The following is a 17,765-nucleotide window of genomic DNA, read 5'->3' on the forward strand; positions in this document are numbered from 1 at the left end:
CTTCACGTTTCCGGATGCAATAATATAAAATTTATCTCCAGGAGTCCCCTTCTGAATAATCTGATCTCCGCGTTTGTATCTTTCTTCATTTACGATGAGTAGGAATTCCTTCGCCTTTTCAATCGGAAATCCCTGAAAGATATCGATCTGAGTCATTACGTCCAAAAGATTGTACGCTTCTATATGTTTTGGAGGAGTGATTTCCGGATAAAGAGTATTCTCGATCCCAAATTTCGCAAGTTTCAGCTTGGTTCCCGTAGGCATATCCTTTCTCGCGATATGATATACGGTGATCTTTTCCTGAATTTCTTCCGGAAGAGAAGCAAGATAACTCACCCTCGTATGCAGAGGCGGAATTCCGGCCTCATGATAAATGATTCGCCGATCCCAAGGGAACTCCTTGAAAAACTTCCAACGCGATTCGGGAAGGATCCCCGCGGCGTGCATCTTATCGTGAATTTCGGGCTCGTTCAAATGATCCGAAGTATAAATGAATGACTGATCTTGAAAGAAAAATTCGAATCCAACCGAAGGTATCGAATGAAGTGCATAATGAAAATTGAATTCTCCTCCGTTGATCATTGTCGCCTTTCCGATGATGATCGGCTGGAAATGAAAGAGTTCCTGTAATTCCTTCTTAGGAATTTTTGTCAGTGCGGAATACTTTCTTAAGAAACTGTCTATCACGGTTTCCGTTGCGTGAATCGTGATCTTGTTTTCTTCGAGAATTTTTTGAAACGTTCCCGCGTCGTGATCCGCATGACAGTGCGTCAAAATAACGTGGTTGATCAGCTTCGGATTTACGTTTGATTGGCGCAGCCATTCTGTAGAATTTACCGGTGGATCGACCATGATCCCTTGGTGATTCAGCCAAATGATAAAGCCGGATGTGTTGTCTTCGGGATCGAATCCATGCGACGGTCCAAGACATGTAATTCCGATAATCGGAGCTTGAAACGGTTCGGTCGGCCTTTCTCCGATATCATATTTAATATTAAATCCTACTTCTCCCGGAACTTCGATTTTTCTTTCTCCATCCTGAATGAGAAAATCCCCACTTTCCAATTTGAGAATATTTATATTTCCGTAATATACTTTATTGTCGCTATCAAAAACCTTAAATTCTACTACGTCTTCGAGTCCTTTGTATCCACGGAAATAAGCCATTTCCGCTTTCATGTCAGGAAACCCGAAGGATTCTTCCCCATTGAGGTATTCGCTTTTGAGATTGATATTATCGGGCCCCATAAGAGACTCTTTGAGCACAGTAATGAGCTGCACTTTTTGTTCTTTCGTACAAACGATAAAAGTTTTTTTCTGTCTTAAAAAGAAATTATAATAGATTGGGAATTCTAATTCGGCTGTGCTGATTCCCTTTTCTACGTGAAAAAATTTGTTTGGTAGAATAAAAACCAATGGAGTTTTTTTTTCAAACCCCATTGTGTCCTTGATCGTTTCCGGCGGAGAACCGATTTGAAGATATCCTTCGGAAGTATCAATCAGATACCCCCCCCTAGGCAATTCCGTATAACCTTTGTATGTTTCTTTCAGCATAATACGTAATGGAAGGAAAAGAATTATTTATGTCTTTCGATAAAACTCTTAATTTGAGCTTTCGGAAGTGCCCCGATCACTTTATCTACAAGTTGTCCGTCTTTGTATAGTAGCAGTGTAGGTATAGAAGAAATTCCTAGGCTCTGAGCCGTATCCTGATTATCGTCCACATTGAGTTTTTTGATTTTTACACTGCCGTTCATCTCGCTAGATAGTTCTTCGAGAACCGGGGCAACCATTCTACAAGGGCCGCACCACTCCGCCCAACAATCGATGAGAACCAATCCTCCGGATGTCTCGCTCTTAAAATTTGAATCGTTGACTTCTGCCAATGCCATCTTTGATTCAGTCTCCTTTTTTTCCTATAATATATATCAGACTCATTGGGTCTATTTTTTCTTTTTCTTTTTCTCTTTATCCGCCTCTATTGATTCGACTTTATCTTTGAGAGATTCGATCAGCGTTTTTGTCTTTTCCAAATCCTCCGTTTCTCCGGTTGTTTGGAGAATTTTGCGGTTTACTTCTAACATCGAGATGGATTTTTTCAAATCCCCGGCATCCTGAGTCGAAAGATCAAATTTAGCTCGGTATTCCTGTGCAGCAAAGTTACACAGTTCAAGAATCAAATTAAAGTGCTCCTGTCGAACGTAATAATGCGGATTTTCCAAATCCCTTTCTTTTTCAAAAGCTCGAAAATCGAAAACGTTTTTACATAGAACGGCTATCTTAAAATGGATTTCCGGAAAACTCCATTTCCACTTGCTGTTAGTTCCGAACGCCTCTATTGTTTTGTTCGTTACTTGGCGGATCGCTTTGATAAAGTTCAGTCTCTGAACAGGAATAAATTCCGGAATCTTCGCCAAAAGTTCTTTATTTTCCGCCAAACTTCCCTCAAAGTCAGCACCTACAACTTTTTCCATTACGGAAATCGCATTGTAAATTTCTTTCCTTCCCGCATTTAAATAAGTATCGCTCTTGATATCCAAGATCGCTACACTCAGATCATTCACCAAAAGACAAGTATTGATCGTTTTAATCGCATTTACGGACAGCGCAATTTGGTAATAGGGCTCAAGTCTCGGATCTTTTCTCAACTGAGACTTAAATAGGTTATTTTCTTTTTTGAGATCGTCCAAATAGACTTTGAAGTCCGTCAACTTCTCCGTAAATTCCTGCTTTTGCTCTTTGCTCAATGCCATCTAAAACAATCTTTTCCCAATCCGATTTATATACTTTAAATATCGGTAAGTTTTAAAATGAAAAAGGATAGAACCTACGAGAATCCTCTCATTTTTACGGAAATTTCGTTCCTGGCACAAAAATAAAAGTCCAAACTTATCTACAAATTCAATTTAGCCCCAGGATCAGTTGTATTTTTTTCAAATTCATGGCATCCAACCAGTGTAATGGATCCATGAATCGTATTTTTGACAACTCAATCCATGTTTCCGGACCTGAGCCTTTAACAGATCGCACCACTTCTACTTACTATTTGACAGATAAATGCAAAGGGAAAGTCTAACAAAGAGGCAAGGTGGGAAATGTCCCATTTTTAGCGGACACTGTTCGTTTTTCTATGTGCGGTCCTGGTTTTCGCACCTAAAACATCTGATTTGAGGTATTTCTATATGTTTGCACCCTTAGCAATTTTCGGATCACTCGGTTGGACTGAAATTCTCCTCATTTTATTCATCGCTCTTTTACTCTTCGGAGGAAAAAGATTACCCTCTTTGGCAAAGGATCTGGGAGACGGAATCAGATCGTTTCGCAAGTCCTTAATGGGAGAATCGGATGATTCTTCCCAACAAATCGGCCAAGAGCAAGTGCGATCGGTTCCGAAGGAAGAATCCAAAACCTCTAAATCTAAAAAATCCAAATCCGCTTGACAAAACCCATTCACAGAATGGCCGGAAAAAAAAAGTCACAGCCGCCCCTCCTTCCCTATCCGGATGCTTCAAGAGAGTCCGTATCAAGAGATCGAGAAAAATATATGACTCTCGGAGATCACCTAGAAGAACTGAGAATGGTTCTATTACGATCTATTCTCGTGATCGCTGTAATTATGGGAGTTTCCCTATTTTTCGGAGAAGAAATTCATAAAATTCTCACTCAACCATATAAAAATGTATTAGGCCCTCAAGCAACCTTCTATCAGATCAAGTTAATGGCTCCGTTTATGATCTACTTGAAAAGTTCGTTTATGATCTCTGTATTGTTGAGCCTTCCCTTCGTTCTCTTTTTTCTCTGGGGTTTTATTTCTCCGGCTCTGGATTCTAAAGCTGATCGTTACGGTAAATTTTTAATTCTTTTCAGCACCTTGCTTTTTTGGTTCGGCGTTTGGCTTTGTTGGACCGAGGCCTTCGAGAATTTTCTTAAGATTTTTCTCGTCAATTTTCGTCCGCCCGATATCGAAGCCAAACTTCCCATCGATGAGTACTACGAAATTTTTTTTAACATCCATTTGATTTTCGGTTTATCTTTTCAGCTTCCTATTTTACTCATTCTTCTTGGCAGTTTAGGAATCATTCGCTCTTCTTTCCTTCTTTTAAAATGGAGAGAAGCGATCATCGTTCTTGCGATTGCGGCCGCTGTTCTTTCCCCGGGACCGGATTTGATTTCGATGTTGTTTCTATTCGTTCCACTGGCAGTTTTGTTCGTGGTGTCAATCGTTCTCATGAAGGTAATAGAGAGAGCATAACTTGATAACAAAAATTCCTTCTAAACTCAAACTATCCATCGCCGTTTTTGTCTTAAGTTTTTTATTCTTTCTCATTTACACGGTTACGGACGATATCATTCTCAAGTCGTCTTTGGGTCAACAAAAGGCAATTGCTCTTTCCATTCGTCTTGCAATTTCCATCTCTTTTTCTACTCTACTCGCGTCTCTCGTGTTCTATTCCGTTAAACTAATATACTCTTCAATGCGTTCGTTAGTCACACTCGTTCAAGACTGGGGAAACGACGACGTCTACGAAGAAACTCCAGCCGCGGAAAGAAACGATGAGATAGGTGAGTTAGTTCGGGCCTTTCGTTTGAAATTTTTTCAACAAAAAGAATTGGAAGATGCCCCTTCCCAAGAAGCTTTGGGCGAAAAAACCAAAGAGCTTTCGGACTCGATACAAAGAGCCTTTTACAGAATCCATTTACCTAAAATTCAGAACCTGGACGTTTCTCTTCTTCCAAGAATGAGCGGCAACTCTAACTGTGATTATGTGAACGTCATTCCGAGTACAGATGGCTGCGTGGGAATCCTGGCGGGATTTCCAAACTCCGGGGTTTTAGAATCCGCATTTAAAGCGAGACTCGAAGGGATTTTTTCCTTAGCCAACGAAACCGGTGGAATTCGAGGAGAGGAACTGATCTTTAAGATCGGTAAAATTCTTTCCAAAATGCCAGTTCCATTTTTAAACCTTTCTCTTTTCTATCTCATAACAAAAACCGGCGAACTCGGATTTGTTCATTTCCAAGAGCTTCCTGCATTCGTTTACAAAAACGGTGAATTAAACTCTTTGGAAAAGACAAAAACCCGTTACTTCGATTACAAGGCGATCAATTTGGACGTGAAAAAAACCATTCTGAAAATGGGAGAATATTGGATCTTAGTCTCCGATCGAACTTATTCCGCAATCGGAGTCTCTGACTCCGAATTCACGAAAGAACTTCAAGACGGTCTAGCGGGGAAAAATCTCCAAAATTCCAGAGATCTGGTTTTAAATTGCGGAAGAATTTTAGAAAAAAAATTTGGGAAACAAATTCTGGAAACGTCCTCTCTTCTCGCTGTAGCCCGAAAACAATAATACTCGCAATCTTCGATTTTTGAGATCTCATTTTTCAAGCCCATCCGACCCCAGCAAATCAAGATGAGTAACAAACATCTGCACGTTCGTTATTGAAAATCTCCGTTTGAAGAATCCGAACCTCTTTTAAATTCCAAACCGTCCAAAGTACGGATAAAAATCCGTTTCTTTTAGGCCCGAAAAGATCAACTTTGGAATCTACTGCTGGATAAAATTCTGCTTTCTCATCTTCTATCTTTTCAATTTGTTTTTTGGAAATAGGAAAGTATTCTCTGTATCAAACGTGAAGATTTGTATCACATCACTTTTTACAAAGTATGTTCTTTCTCGTTGCTCGGCTTTGGATAACGAAATACTTCGATGAAAACGACTAAAATTTGGAAGGATAATTCGGATTTTGTAGTCTTCGATTTCGGAAGAGCCGTAAACGACTCCTCCAAGTGCATAAAACTTTTCTAAATTACCAATCAGATCCTTGAAAGCATATCCGAAAATTTGAAACTGACCTTTGTTGGGATGAGTTTTGAAATATAGACGAGCAAATCGATCGTTTGATTTTTCAGAATTCGATCTGCACTCTCAATCATCTCCGTTAAACACGGATTCCACTCCAACCTTGAAAAAAGGATATCTATCCCTCGGTTTCTTATTTCAGGCCATAAAATTCAAAGAATAACAAAGCCAACCACTGAACTCTTAAATATACCGATCGATATGTAACCTAAGGTAGATTTCGACCCACACTCGCTCTTTAAAAACCTTTTTTTCAATTTCAAATCGGTTTTGTATACAAGAGGCATGTTCTCTCTATTTGAGAGAATCAGAAAATTCTTATGTTCAAAAAGCATTTTTTTGTTTCCTCTCTTTGTCGGAAAAGAATTTAAAAAGTTTTTCCTCAAAAAAGAGCTCGTGAGAGAGACATAGATCCGATTTCAAGATATCAATTGAAAAGTTCGAAACATTGTTCGATTTTTTAGAAAGGATAAATTCACAAAATGTGAGATTTTCTTGACAATTTTTTGACCATGATTACCGTAAGCGCGACTGGAATTTTTAGCTGCCTTTTCCCGGGTCAGTTGAGAACTTTTAAACGATAGAGCACCAGGAAAGGTCATTTCTCTTTCGAATCCCGCCGATTGATTGGTCTCGCCTTGCATTCTATTCGGATTTAGAAGCCAGTAATTTTTTGTAAGGACCCTTTCTCATGAACATTTATATAGGCAATCTCGCCTATCAGGCAACCGAAGATGATCTCCGCAAAGCATTCGAATCCTTTGGAGAAGTGACCTCAGTGCGTATCATTACTGATAAACTTTCCGGCAAATCCCGGGGGTTAGCATTTGTGGAAATGGCAAATAAAGAAGAAGGAAATGCAGCGATTGACGGCTTAAACGGAACCCAAATCCGTGGAAGAGAAATTAAAGTCAACGAAGCTCTTCCTAAAAAACCTTTTCCCGAAAAATCCCGATCCAGATATTGATTTTTTCGAAGGGAGAAAGACACTTGTTTTTCTCCCTCGATAGAACCAAGTCGACATCATATCGCTCTTCGGGGTAGGATTTTCTCTTTTTGAAATTCGGACTCTTTTACCGTTTAGGATCATTTCCACTTCGATTGAATGAAAGCTTTCGATTCAAACTCTGGCTATTCGATCTTTCCTAATGAAACGATTCCTCTGAACTAAATTAGGCTTAATTTTCGATCGGGAATCCTTCCCTATTTTTATTTCCTCAATTAATGATCCCAATAAAATTGGGTACCGTAAATTCTATTCCAAAGCGCTGTTTCAGTGCAAAATATTAGGTACTCTTTATCTATTAATCAGTAACACATACGACGCGATCCATATTTCTTTTTTATATCGAATTTATACGGATGGATGAAAGAGGAGGTTAAAATATAGGATACACACGAAAACAGAGGGATGAATTATGGAGATCTACGTCGGCTATTTTTAAGACGTTCCATTTCTCTTTCCACGGATCGATTACATTCCTTGGTCTATAAGAAAGGCAATACTCCATGAAATTTTCCAAGTGTATGTGTCAAACAAGTGTGTTGAGCTTTACGAGTCATCAGCTCACTTCAAATCATTATATCCCACCCACCCTTGCAAAGTAAAAAATGCTAATGCTATAATACAATTGAAGATTTGAAAGAAGACATTTCACTTCGGGGCGCCACCCCATATAATAAAAGAATCACATTTTGAGATAAATCATAGATTTTTCGAGATTGAATTTTGCAGACAAGCCAAACCTTTACAAAACTTTCCGCGAAAACTTATGTCTAAAGTAATCCTAAAATAATTCATCCAAAAGCGAAAAAACATGAAACTGTTTAAACGAATCCCCTTTCATTCCCCTTATCTACTTATTCTTAGAAACAAAATTCGATCAGAATTCCTTTTTTAGTCAATCTAAAGATACTCGTTTTCAGGACTCCCAAAGCTATCCCAAAAGTAACTCATAATGTCGTTTAACGACGGTATAATGCAAAGTAAGAAGCTTCTGAAATAGATTATAACAAGAATTGAGTTTGACATATTCCACTTCGACAAATAAAATTTTGACTATATTTGTTAGCGCAAACGTTTTTATTTCGTATTCAAAAAATATGATTCTCTTGAAACAAATCCAAAACTCAATTTCGAATAGGATCTATTCTCCTTTTTTGACGAGAACTTTGTACAATTCTCTTTTAGGAGTTATGTTCCTTATTTTTGCAGTACAATGTTCTTACGGAGACAAAAAGATTTCGCCTAACGAACCTACAAACGACACCGGAAATTCCGATTCCTACAAAAACGATACAACTGAACAAGAAGAACAAACCTCTTCGTCTTTCTCCGATCGTTCGATCAGTGCGGAAGTAAATCCAATCCGAGGTTGTATCCAAGGAGACTGTATTTCTGGAATAGGAACCTATATTTACGATAACGATGACGAATATAAAGGCTCCTTTTCGAACGATCTTAGAAACGGTCCGGGAAAAATGAAATACAAGAACGGAGATAGATTCGAAGGAAACTTCAAAGACGACTTAAAAGACGGGAAAGGAACATATATCTTTAAAAACGGAGCAATGTTGGAAGGGACGTTTCAAATGGGAAAAATGATCGGTCCTGGTAAGGTTCGTTTCCCTGATACGAGTATATACGAAGGGGAATTTCAGGACGAAAAAAATTCGGCCGAAGGAGTTATGTATTCTTCTTTCGATCATTCCAAAAGACATTGCAAAATCGAAAATAAAATAGTTCTCTGTGGTGGACCTATACTTGAATCTGAGGATATCAAACCTTTGCATTGAATCAAACGATTTACTCGATTCACATTTCCTAAACTCAATAAAGGGCCATTTTGATTCGGTTATTATATTCCTCAAATTTAAATTGGGCCTTCCAGCAAAGCGAGATATCCACTTTTTTCATATAATTGCAAGCTTATCCGAAGAAAGGTTTGTTTCGAATTTAAACGACTAAGAGTCTGTCCAACACTTTTAGAATGTGAAAACTCCTGTAAAAATTGAATAACAATAAAATCGTTCAAAAGTTCATAAGTACCCAAAAGACAATTTCTGTGGGAACCCAGCGTTTTATTACGATCCTACTGAATGATTAAAAAACTGACTTCTTTTTAGATTTTGGTTTGAACAGACTCTATCTTTTGGACCCAAGTATTTCTATTTCTGAGTCCTTTTCGAATCCCTAAAAGATCACTTAAGACCGCATTGCTATCCTCAAATCGCAGATTGACAAACTTTATTAAATTCAAAATTTATTTCATAATAATTTTTACGATAAAAGATGTTTTACCAAATCCGTTTCTAAAGGACTTGAAGTCTCTGGTTTCGAATATTTTTCGGTTCGAGCATTTGCCAGAACAAGTAAAAAATAAGATTTCGTGAAACCTGGATTCAGAACTCGCCGCAAAGCGGTTTTAATCTTCGCCGGGGGTAGTACCGATTCCCTTTTGATAAAGGCGGAGTCTATCTTCATCCATTCCCACAAGTGTATGAGAAATTTTTAATTCTTTTCCCAACGCCTCTCCCCCTACCCTTAACTCCACGACTCTGAACCAGATTTCACGAGGAGGAATATAAAAGGCGTGATTGATACAAAGACATTTGAACTTAAATCCTAAGGAGGCTTCAGCCGGTTCCATAGAATGAGGGGCGGCAAAAAAATAAAAATCCTGTTCGGTGGTATTTTTTACAATCAATACGAATCTTTTTTTAGAACCTGGTTTGAGATAAAGCTCGGATCCTTCTATCTTAGAAGAAACCGGAGCCTCCGACAAATCTCTGACGTTTCCCGTGGCCCAGAGTTCGATAGGCCTCTGAGAAGCTCCCTCGTAGAGTTCCATTTCCAAAGGAAATTTTTTTTTCTCCCAAAGAATCCGAACCTCAATCTGTCGATTTGGATCGAAAGAAATTGGTTCCAAATCTTCAGAATTGGAAATTTCTTTCTTACAACCAAGCAGATATAAAAAAAGAATCAAAATTAGAATCTTATAAATTAACTTTTTCAATTGAAAATAACCTAAAATTTTAAAATAGAGTTGTCGAAAAATCAATTCTCCATCCGTTTCTGTTTAATGAAAATGATCGATGGAAGCATTTTGTTGATCCGAACTTTTCAACAACTCTAATGTACAATTCCTTTGGAAACTTACTCAAGAGTCATTTTTAAGATCTGAAAATCCAGTTTACGACTCGGACTCGTATTTTGGACGTAAATTGTTTCATCCCATTTTTTGATCGTAATGAAATCTTGAAAGATAATCTCTTTTTCATTCGGATCTTGATTTCCCATATTACAATCCCGACCACAACCGTTGCAATCCATGTCCTTACTTCTATAATCCGTTTCAAAAGAAGATGAATATTTTCGCATATATCCGAACACTCTTAATTTTAAACCTTCCGAAGTAGCTTCCTTTACTTCGTAGTTTCCGATCGCATAAAAACTGCTTATTTTATGAAGTATCTTTTGTCCAGGGACAAAATCTGTCAAAAGTATGGAACTAGTCGGAAATACTTTTTGTCCAAGATTGTTTTGATCATGAACGTCACCTTCCATAAAAAAAGAACCGTCAGAACGTATGCGGAGGGACCAGCCTGATCCTACTCTTCTTTCTGGATCCAATTCCTCCGTCTCGGCGCTTTCGATTGTTTGAGTATTTTGGTCTTCAAAAGGCGCACGAGAAATTTCCGATCCGATCAGTCCTCGATTTAAAATTTTGTCCAAATTGGAAGCGGTAAATTGAAGATGATTCGATTCTGCGATACTTTGAGATCTTTTGATTGGATCGATTAGAATCCAATTTTTCTTTTCTCCGAAACGAATTTCGCTGAGCACAATTCCCTTGTACATTTTTCCCGCATAAATATCGGTTACTGTCAGACGAAGATTTTTACCTTCGAACGGTTTCTCCAATTGAATCTCTTGAGGTCCGAATATGTCCTGAACTTGAATCTTCTGATTATATCCGTTGTCTCCGGTAAGAGTCGCCTCTTTCAACCTCCCGTTCGAATAACAGTGTTGATCCGATCTTTGATATCCGTTCCAAATTTTGATTTTTGTGATTGTTTGCCGCTCGCTGAATTGAAAATCCAAAGTGACACCGACCCCCTTTCCTTTCCTATCGTCGGAAGCCCAAGCATACTCGTAACGAGAGTCGAAAAGATTCATCACGTCATAGGACGAAACCGGACTTAACGTATCGGAAGCTATTACCGAACCTTCCACGATTTTAGGAAGTTTTAAAGAGAATTGCTTGTCTTTTTCGTCGTAAAAGCGTATCTGCCCGATACAGAGATCTTTGTTCTTTCTGAAATTGATCGTTACGGATCTCGCAAATACCGCCTTTTTAAAACTCACGACCCCCTTCTTATTGGAAAGGTTCGCTATGGCAATTAACTCGTCAAAGTTGATATAGACCATCACCTCATCCGTGAATTCTCCTTTGCAGGAATCCACTTCCATCCTTTTCAATTGGAATCCTTCATCCGGATAAAAATGAAGTTTTACGAATTCGGCACCCTCTTCTGGTTTCCAACCGCCTTCTCCGAGTGCGGCGAACGCGAGTTTATCACTCAAGGAAGTGGAGGTAGCCATAGAAACACTCAGTTCTTTTTTACAACTTACTGAGACGAAGACGAGGAAAAAAACCGTAAACAAAAAATGGATTTTAGAATTCATGGGCGGATTCTCCCGGAAAAGAATTTTCACGATTCTTCACACAAAATTCTACCCATTAAATGTAAAAGAGAAATTCGGAACTCAAGACTAATAAAATCCAGAAATTCTTGACTTCACATTGTGTAGATTTTTTTTGAAATTAATAATGATAATAAGACTCATTATCAGAAATTAAAAGAGGCGAGCAATCTTGAAACGAAAAGTTGCACTTATTTTTTCTATCATCTTGGCACTTAGCTGTAAGCCGAATTCACGCTCTGATCTGATTCCCTTCTTTCTATTAGGAATCGGTGCCAATCAAGCCGAGTCTAACCAAAGTTCTTTCCAAATTCTTTCTCCCAAAGAAGGAGAAATCATTACTGTCTACCAATTAGAAATGACGATCCAAGCTGATACATTAGGGGAATTCGAGATTTATGACGAAGAACAAAAACTTTTTTCCGTTCCGATTAATTCCCCCACTTCTCAAACATTTCCTCCTTTTAAACCCAAAAACGGAGAGAATACGATCCAAGTTCGTTTTAAAAAACCAGACGGTTCGATTCTTCAAAAAGAAGTAAACTTCTATTTCGGAACTAAACTCGGTGCAGGTGGAGCCCATTCCGGTTTTTTGAAAAATGGAGAAGTTTATACGACCGGTAGAAACAATTTCGGCCAACTCGGAACCGGCAATTCCACAGGAGATGATAATAATGACGTAATCGTGAAACTCAATTCGATCAGCAATATTTTTAGCATTCATTTCAATCAAAACAATTCTATGGCGATTGCAAAAAACGGAAGAGTCTATACCTGGGGAAACAACGCGAAAGGACAATTAGGTATCGGAAATAACAACACGAACCCGGCCAATCCTCGAACGGCGGGAAATAGACAGCCTCCTACTCTAGTTCCAGGAATCGACGATGCGGTTATGGGAGCTTATGGCTTCAATCATGCTCTGATCTTGAAATCAGATGGAACCGTCGTCTCTTTCGGTCAAAACAACGTGGGTCAACTGGGAAACGGAGCGAACGATTTGAATGCCGATTCGTTTTCTATGAACCCAGTCGCAGTCGTGGGTCTTAAGGACGTCATTCAAGTAATTGCCGGTTCGGAACATTCAGCAGCGCTTACCGAAAACGGAGAAGTCTATGTCTGGGGCAGAAACCAATATGGTAACCTCGGTAATGGGAGACTTTCAGCCGCGAACGCGGCCCAGTCTACCCCCGTAAAAGTCGAGGGGCTCTCCGGAATCAAACAGATCGCAAACGGAAGGGATCATATTCTTGCATTGGCTTCGGACGGAAAAATTTATTCCTGGGGACTAAACGCAAGCGGCCAGTTGGGAATAGGAGGAAATGGCTCTCCGAACCCGACGCCTATTCCAACACAAGTTTTGAATATTCTAAATGCCTCATCCGTTTGGGCAGGAGGAACTCAAAGTTTTTCGATCTTAAAAAGCGGAGAAGTGAAAGGTTGGGGAGCTAACGGTAACACCGCAAATTTAGCAATTGGAGAAACAAACACTCTAAAAGTCTACGAACCGAACAAAGCGGTTGTCGGAATTGACAATGTCATTCACTTCGGTTGCGGAGCAACTCATAACTTTGTACTACTCGGAAACGGAGAAATCTACGGTTGGGGCTGGAATTTCAAAGGCTCTTTAGGAAGACAAGACCTACAGGCAAATTGGGGCGCCTCGAATCCCGTATCAATTAAGCTTCCTTAATATTCAGGATTTAAAATGAGTTTGAATTCTCGTTTTGTTTTATCTATTCCGATCTTTTTCGGATCTTTTTCAGGAAAAATCTTTCGAGGCGCCCTATTTCTTGCTTTTTTGTCGACACAAACCTGCGCTCCCAAGGAAAAATTTTGTTCTTCTAAAAATTGTCAAATCGGAGCCATTCTGATAGCAATCCTTTCGGAATCCGCGGATATGGACTGGGGATACGAAGACGGAGAAGAATACCAAGGTGGTAGGTCAATGACGAGTTTCGAATTCGGAGATATGGCATTCCGTCAATTTGCCCGAAATGCCCCTTTGAGATCTATTTCTGAATATACAGTAGGGCAAACCGTATTCGAAGTTCCTTGGATTCCCGGCTTTTCCGCCGCCATTCCAGACAGGGACGGGCTTGGTCCACTCTTCCACACAAACGCATGCTCCGCTTGTCATAACGCAAATGGAAGAACACTTGAAGAGGACCAAGAGAACTTAACCTCCAGTCTTGTTCGACTCAGCGTCGGTAACAATTCGAACCGTGAAGAACCCAGTTACGGAGGACAATTCCAACCGAACTCCGTCGAGGGAGTGGTTAAAGAAGGAGATGCCACCCTCACATATAGGGAAATTGCCGGAGAATTTGAAGACGGTACGAAATATACATTACGTTATCCTTCATTAGTATTTTCAAATTTAGGATACGGTCCTTTTTCAAACGACACAAGAACTTCCGTTCGAGTACCACCTCAGGTCATAGGACTCGGGCTTTTGGAAACGATTCCCGAAGATACAATTCTCGCGCTCGCCGATCCGGATGATAGGGACGGAAACGGGATTTCGGGTCGACCAAACTATGTCCGGAATTTAAACGGAATCGGAACGACTCTGGGAAGGTTCGGCTGGAAAGCAAATAACACCGATTTGGTGAGGCAAAGCTCTGCGGCCTTTTTAGGAGATTTGGGAATCACCTCTCTTATGTTTCAAAACGAGAACTGTACGAACAACCAGGTTCAGTGTCGGGCTTCCAGAAACGGCGGTTCCCCAGAGATTGCTCAAAATAAAATCACCGCAATCACAAACTACCTGAAACTCATCGCAGTTCCTGCAAGAAGAAAGGCCGATAATGCAAGCGTCCTTTTGGGTAAGAAAATCTTTTTCCAAGCAGGATGCAAAAATTGTCATCTTCCAAAGACTCAAACTGGTCTGAACGAAAGCTTCCCTGAACTATCTTTCCAAACCATCCGACCCTATACAGACCTTTTGTTACACGACATGGGAGACGGACTCGCGGATAATAGGCCGGACGAAGAAGCAAACGGAAGAGAATGGAGAACCCCTCCCCTTTGGGGAATCGGTTTATTCGAAGTCGTAAATGGTCATACGAGATATCTTCATGACGGAAGAGCTAGAAACCTGATGGAAGCGATCCTCTGGCACGGAGGAGAAGCGGAGTCGAGCAAAGATTACATTCTCAAATTGAATATTCGGGATCGAACTCATCTCCTTAATTTTTTGAAGTCGCTTTAAAAAATTCGAGCCTCATCACAAAACGCCTCAAATATCCTAAAGAAGAAATGTAATAGGCAACACAATTCCGTGAGTTTGAACTTGTCGCACACTCCTTAGGATGTGCGACATTGAATTCCTTAGGAACTAAGGACAGGTTTTTATATCTTCTAAGGGGACTTCCACTTTTTCCGCCAGTTTGGTCCCGTATTCTGGGTCGCAGAGATAGAAATGTTTGAGATTTGCAACGAGTATTCTTTTAGGAAGACCGCGCATCGTGGAAGCGATCGCAGAAGTGAGCCTTTCTCTTTCCTCCATATTCATGATTCTATACAAATCCCCTGCTTGAGAATAATCGTCGTTTCCTTTGTGTGAATCGTAACGATCTGCATCTCCAGAGATTCTTAAAGGAGGTTCTGCATAAGAAGAATCTTCTACCGGTCCCTCAAAACCGTTCGGTTCATAATTATCGTAGTTCCCATCATATTGAAACTTCACACTTCCGTCCCTATGATAAACGTTCACTAAGTTCTTAGGTCTATTTACTGGAAGTTGTTGATACCGTATCCCTAAACGATATCTCTGTGCATCCGGATATGCAAATAACCTTCCCTGCAACATCTTATCCGGAGAAGCGCCTATTCCCGGAGGCATGTTGGAAGGCGAAAAGGCAGCCTGCTCTACTTCTTCGAAATAATTCTTAGGATTAGCGTTCAATTCCAACACTCCCGCCTCGATCAAAGGATAATCTTTGTGAGACCAGACCTTTGTGAGGTCGAACGGATTGTATCGATATGTTTCGGCTTCCTTCTCAGGCATGATCTGCAGACAAAACTTCCACTTAGGAAATTCTTTCCTTTCAATCGCCTCAAATAAATCTCTAATCGCGTAATCCGGATCAGTTCCGGCTAACGCAGATGCTTTTTCCGAAGTCAGATTTTTGATTCCTTGCATGGTCTTAAAATGGAACTTTACCCAAAAGCGTTGTCCTTGAGAATTCCAAAGTCCGAAAGTGTGACTTCCGTAACCGTTCATAAAACGATAACCGTCCGGAATTCCCCTATCTCCGAAAAGAATCGTAACTTGGTGTAACGCTTCGGGAGCCTTTGCCCAATAATCCCACATACGAAATGGATTCTTATAACCCGTAATCGGATCTCTTTTTTGTGAATGGATAAAATCCGGAAACTTCAGTGGATCTCTCTCAAAGAATACGGGCGTATTATTTCCCACAAGGTCCCAGATCCCCTCGTCCGTATAAAACTTGATCGCAAAACCCCTCGGATCCCTTTCCGTATCCGCGGAACCTTTTTCTCCTGCAACTGTTGAAAAACGTAGAAAGAGAGAAGTTTGTTTTCCCACCTTTGAAAAAACGGAGGCCCTGGAATACTTTGTAAGATCGCGTGTGATCGTCAGAGTTCCATAAGCCCCCGCTCCTTTTGCGTGAACGACTCTTTCCGGAATTCTTTCTCGATTGAAGTGGGCAAGTTTTTCAATCAGATGAGTATCCTGAATGAGGACTGGACCTCGGGGCCCGGCCGTGATTGAATGTTGATTTTGTGCGACCGGATGACCTCCAGCCGTAGTAAGGGTCTTTTTACTCACTATTGTTCTCCTTTTGTAATTTGAATGATGTATAAAATCCAAGATTTAAAAAAATCTAATAATCGTTGAAACCAAGTCGATTCGGATTCACCTAGAAGTTTGCCGACTTCCGTTCGACCAAACATATTAGAAAATTGAAATGCATTTTGTCCCTTAGAGTTTCGATAATTTTTATCGGCCCCAGCACTTAAGAGAATCTCTACGATCTTTGTATGTCCTTTAAATGCCGCTCCCATCAATATAGAATTACCTTCTAAATCCGTGGAATTCGGGTCTGCACCTTGAGAGATTAGAAATAGACTTGCTTCTTCTTGTCCGTTGTAAGCGGCTAACATCAATAATGTATAACCCTTTCGGTTTTTTTCATCTATGTGTCTCAGTGTCCCGATCTGTACCTTTAAGGCTTCTACGTCCCCTCGTCTTGCCGAATCAAAACAAGGGTTTTCCGACTTTATACTTTTTTGATACTCAATCCAAGCTTTAGAAACCATTGTTGTCGTTTCTTTGGGAATTTTTCCTTCCAAACTGTGTTTTCAATCGGTTTGAAATTCAAAATTCATCTCAAAACCTCCATTAAATTGAAAAATAAATCCATAATTTTTCAATTTTAATTTATAATTAAATCAAAATCATACATTTTTAAACTTATTTTAAAATTATATTAATTCTAAAATAAGATAAAATTAGCTCAAGTCTTTTTTTAGAATAAGTCTAAATTATAGACAAAAATTATCTCCCCTGGAGAATTGTCACATGAATGATTCTTACGAAAGAAGCAAAAAGATTCTGGAAGACGCCAGAATCAATGTCACGGTTCAAAGATTACAGATGGCCAACCTACTGCTCTCAAAACCACAACATCTGACCGCCGACCAAGTGTTTCAATTGATAAACGAACATATTCCAAACGCTTCTCGCGCAACCATATTCAATAATTTGAAATTATTTGCAGAAAAAGGAATCGTGAAGCTTTTGGAACTCAAATCTGGAATTACTTTGTATGATTCAAATGTAAATCATCATCACCACGCGATTGATGAAGAAACCGGGGAAATTTTCGACGTAAATCTGGATCCCAAACTTCAGGAAAGAATTCTTTCGGAACTTAGGAAAGACTTCGAGGCAAAAACGGGCAGTTCTTTAGAAAACTGTAATTTATTGATTACATTAAAAGGAAAGTTAAAGAAAAACAAGAATACTCGAAATTGATCCTTCTTTTCCAACGTTCTAAATTTATCCTGAGAAATGAATCGATGACTTAAACGCTTTTACGAGTTTCTTTGTAAAACGCAATTTTATCCAAACGGCAATTCGGAGATTTCAAATTCGATCTTAAACGCTTTCCCATAATGGCTTCTTATTGGTACCGGTAATGTTCGATTTTCTTCTAAACCTG

The 17,765-nt window shown here is 39.6% G+C and carries 16 protein-coding genes (1 of these 16 cut by a window edge); 8 read left to right on the forward strand and 8 right to left on the reverse strand.

What is annotated here, in order from left to right:
* The 3 genes in view from LEP1GSC190_RS10270 to LEP1GSC190_RS10280 are tightly spaced (at most 51 nt apart) and all read right to left on the reverse strand, a layout consistent with a single transcriptional unit that may run on beyond the window.
* A protein-coding gene (locus LEP1GSC190_RS10270) for a cAMP/cGMP-dependent 3',5'-cyclic-AMP/GMP phosphodiesterase (protein ID WP_002748041.1) crosses the window boundary here: on the reverse strand, positions 1-1,554 show its 5' portion. Its footprint begins 606 nt before the window's first position; the window shows 1,554 of its 2,160 coding nt (coding positions 1-1,554); its start codon is at positions 1,552-1,554; its stop codon lies beyond the left edge, outside the window.
* 23 nt (positions 1,555-1,577) lie between these two features.
* Positions 1,578-1,892 (reverse strand): thioredoxin, encoded by a 315-nt coding sequence (trxA, locus tag LEP1GSC190_RS10275; RefSeq protein WP_002748033.1) that lies wholly within the window; start codon positions 1,890-1,892, stop codon positions 1,578-1,580.
* A 51-nt stretch (positions 1,893-1,943) separates the two neighbouring features.
* Positions 1,944-2,753: a hypothetical protein gene (locus tag LEP1GSC190_RS10280; protein WP_002747874.1), complete on the reverse strand. Its 810-nt coding sequence runs from the start codon at positions 2,751-2,753 to the stop codon at positions 1,944-1,946.
* Positions 2,754-3,182: 429 nt separating this feature from the next.
* Here LEP1GSC190_RS10280 and LEP1GSC190_RS10285 point away from each other — a divergent pair, with 429 nt between their 5' ends.
* From LEP1GSC190_RS10285 to rktP, 3 genes are read left to right on the forward strand one after another with little or no spacing between them, the layout of a single operon-like run.
* A complete protein-coding gene (locus LEP1GSC190_RS10285; RefSeq protein ID WP_002748039.1) occupies positions 3,183-3,440 on the forward strand; it encodes a Sec-independent protein translocase subunit TatA/TatB in 258 nt (85 codons plus the stop codon).
* Entirely contained in the window at positions 3,437-4,252 is an 816-nt protein-coding gene (tatC, locus tag LEP1GSC190_RS10290; RefSeq protein WP_086004817.1) for a twin-arginine translocase subunit TatC, read from the forward strand. The genes LEP1GSC190_RS10285 and tatC overlap by 4 nt, the downstream gene beginning before the upstream one ends.
* A gap of 1 nt (position 4,253) precedes the next feature.
* On the forward strand, positions 4,254-5,351 hold the full coding sequence (gene rktP, locus LEP1GSC190_RS10295) for an Arg-Lys translocation region protein phosphatase RktP (protein ID WP_002747998.1): 1,098 nt from the start codon (positions 4,254-4,256) through the stop codon (positions 5,349-5,351).
* A gap of 932 nt (positions 5,352-6,283) precedes the next feature.
* Here the strand turns inward: rktP and LEP1GSC190_RS10305 are convergent.
* Complete coding sequence (locus LEP1GSC190_RS10305) at positions 6,284-6,508, reverse strand: hypothetical protein (protein ID WP_002748046.1); 225 nt, start codon at positions 6,506-6,508, stop codon at positions 6,284-6,286.
* Between the two features lie 47 nt (positions 6,509-6,555).
* On the opposite strand from LEP1GSC190_RS10305, the gene LEP1GSC190_RS10310 reads away from it, so the two are divergent.
* Both LEP1GSC190_RS10310 and LEP1GSC190_RS10315 read left to right on the forward strand, forming a co-directional pair.
* The gene (locus tag LEP1GSC190_RS10310; protein ID WP_001028883.1) at positions 6,556-6,831 is read left to right on the forward strand and encodes an RNA recognition motif domain-containing protein; all 276 of its coding nucleotides are present in this window, start codon (positions 6,556-6,558) and stop codon (positions 6,829-6,831) included.
* 1,094 nt (positions 6,832-7,925) lie between these two features.
* Positions 7,926-8,660, forward strand: coding sequence for an MORN repeat-containing protein (locus tag LEP1GSC190_RS10315; protein ID WP_173380633.1), 735 nt, complete (start codon positions 7,926-7,928; stop codon positions 8,658-8,660).
* A gap of 629 nt (positions 8,661-9,289) precedes the next feature.
* Here the strand turns inward: LEP1GSC190_RS10315 and lsa20 are convergent.
* Positions 9,290-9,880, reverse strand: a complete 591-nt coding sequence (lsa20, locus tag LEP1GSC190_RS10325; RefSeq protein ID WP_036037176.1) for an LIC11469 family lipoprotein adhesin Lsa20 — start codon at positions 9,878-9,880, stop codon at positions 9,290-9,292.
* Between the two features lie 140 nt (positions 9,881-10,020).
* Complete coding sequence (locus LEP1GSC190_RS10330) at positions 10,021-11,553, reverse strand: NADase-type glycan-binding domain-containing protein (RefSeq protein ID WP_174232271.1); 1,533 nt, start codon at positions 11,551-11,553, stop codon at positions 10,021-10,023.
* Positions 11,554-11,743: 190 nt separating this feature from the next.
* On the opposite strand from LEP1GSC190_RS10330, the gene LEP1GSC190_RS10340 reads away from it, so the two are divergent.
* Positions 11,744-13,264, forward strand: a complete 1,521-nt coding sequence (locus tag LEP1GSC190_RS10340; RefSeq protein ID WP_002747796.1) for an RCC1 domain-containing protein — start codon at positions 11,744-11,746, stop codon at positions 13,262-13,264.
* A gap of 15 nt (positions 13,265-13,279) precedes the next feature.
* Positions 13,280-14,785 carry a di-heme oxidoreductase family protein gene (locus LEP1GSC190_RS10345; RefSeq protein WP_002747869.1) on the forward strand — a complete coding sequence of 502 codons (1,506 nt, stop codon included), beginning with the start codon at positions 13,280-13,282 and terminating at the stop codon, positions 14,783-14,785.
* Positions 14,786-14,911: 126 nt separating this feature from the next.
* On the opposite strand, the gene LEP1GSC190_RS10350 is transcribed toward LEP1GSC190_RS10345, so the two are convergent.
* Both LEP1GSC190_RS10350 and LEP1GSC190_RS10355 read right to left on the reverse strand, forming a co-directional pair.
* Positions 14,912-16,369, reverse strand: coding sequence for a catalase (locus LEP1GSC190_RS10350; protein ID WP_002747754.1), 1,458 nt, complete (start codon positions 16,367-16,369; stop codon positions 14,912-14,914).
* Positions 16,369-16,860 (reverse strand): ankyrin repeat domain-containing protein, encoded by a 492-nt coding sequence (locus LEP1GSC190_RS10355; protein ID WP_173380625.1) that lies wholly within the window; start codon positions 16,858-16,860, stop codon positions 16,369-16,371. The genes LEP1GSC190_RS10350 and LEP1GSC190_RS10355 overlap by 1 nt, the downstream gene beginning before the upstream one ends.
* 262 nt (positions 16,861-17,122) lie before the next feature.
* Here LEP1GSC190_RS10355 and perRA point away from each other — a divergent pair, with 262 nt between their 5' ends.
* Positions 17,123-17,578, forward strand: coding sequence for a peroxide-responsive transcriptional repressor PerRA (gene perRA / locus LEP1GSC190_RS10360; RefSeq protein WP_002747713.1), 456 nt, complete (start codon positions 17,123-17,125; stop codon positions 17,576-17,578).
* The last annotated feature ends 187 nt before the right edge of the window (positions 17,579-17,765 follow it).

The organism is Leptospira mayottensis 200901116 (assembly GCF_000306675.2).
GTDB lineage: Bacteria > Spirochaetota > Leptospiria > Leptospirales > Leptospiraceae > Leptospira > Leptospira mayottensis.

Excerpts from the sequence above, each read along its gene's own strand:
- trxA (WP_002748033.1), bottom strand. The coding sequence starts at position 1,892 with ATGGCATTGGCAGAAGTCAACGATTCAAATTTTAAGAGCGAGACATCC.
- LEP1GSC190_RS10285 (WP_002748039.1), top strand. The coding sequence starts at position 3,183 with ATGTTTGCACCCTTAGCAATTTTCGGATCACTCGGTTGGACTGAAATT.
- LEP1GSC190_RS10310 (WP_001028883.1), top strand. The coding sequence starts at position 6,556 with ATGAACATTTATATAGGCAATCTCGCCTATCAGGCAACCGAAGATGAT.
- LEP1GSC190_RS10355 (WP_173380625.1), bottom strand. The coding sequence starts at position 16,860 with ATGGTTTCTAAAGCTTGGATTGAGTATCAAAAAAGTATAAAGTCGGAA.
- LEP1GSC190_RS10330 (WP_174232271.1), bottom strand. The coding sequence starts at position 11,553 with ATGAATTCTAAAATCCATTTTTTGTTTACGGTTTTTTTCCTCGTCTTC.
- LEP1GSC190_RS10305 (WP_002748046.1), bottom strand. The coding sequence starts at position 6,508 with ATGCAAGGCGAGACCAATCAATCGGCGGGATTCGAAAGAGAAATGACC.
- LEP1GSC190_RS10345 (WP_002747869.1), top strand. The coding sequence starts at position 13,280 with ATGAGTTTGAATTCTCGTTTTGTTTTATCTATTCCGATCTTTTTCGGA.
- perRA (WP_002747713.1), top strand. The coding sequence starts at position 17,123 with ATGAATGATTCTTACGAAAGAAGCAAAAAGATTCTGGAAGACGCCAGA.
- LEP1GSC190_RS10280 (WP_002747874.1), bottom strand. The coding sequence starts at position 2,753 with ATGGCATTGAGCAAAGAGCAAAAGCAGGAATTTACGGAGAAGTTGACG.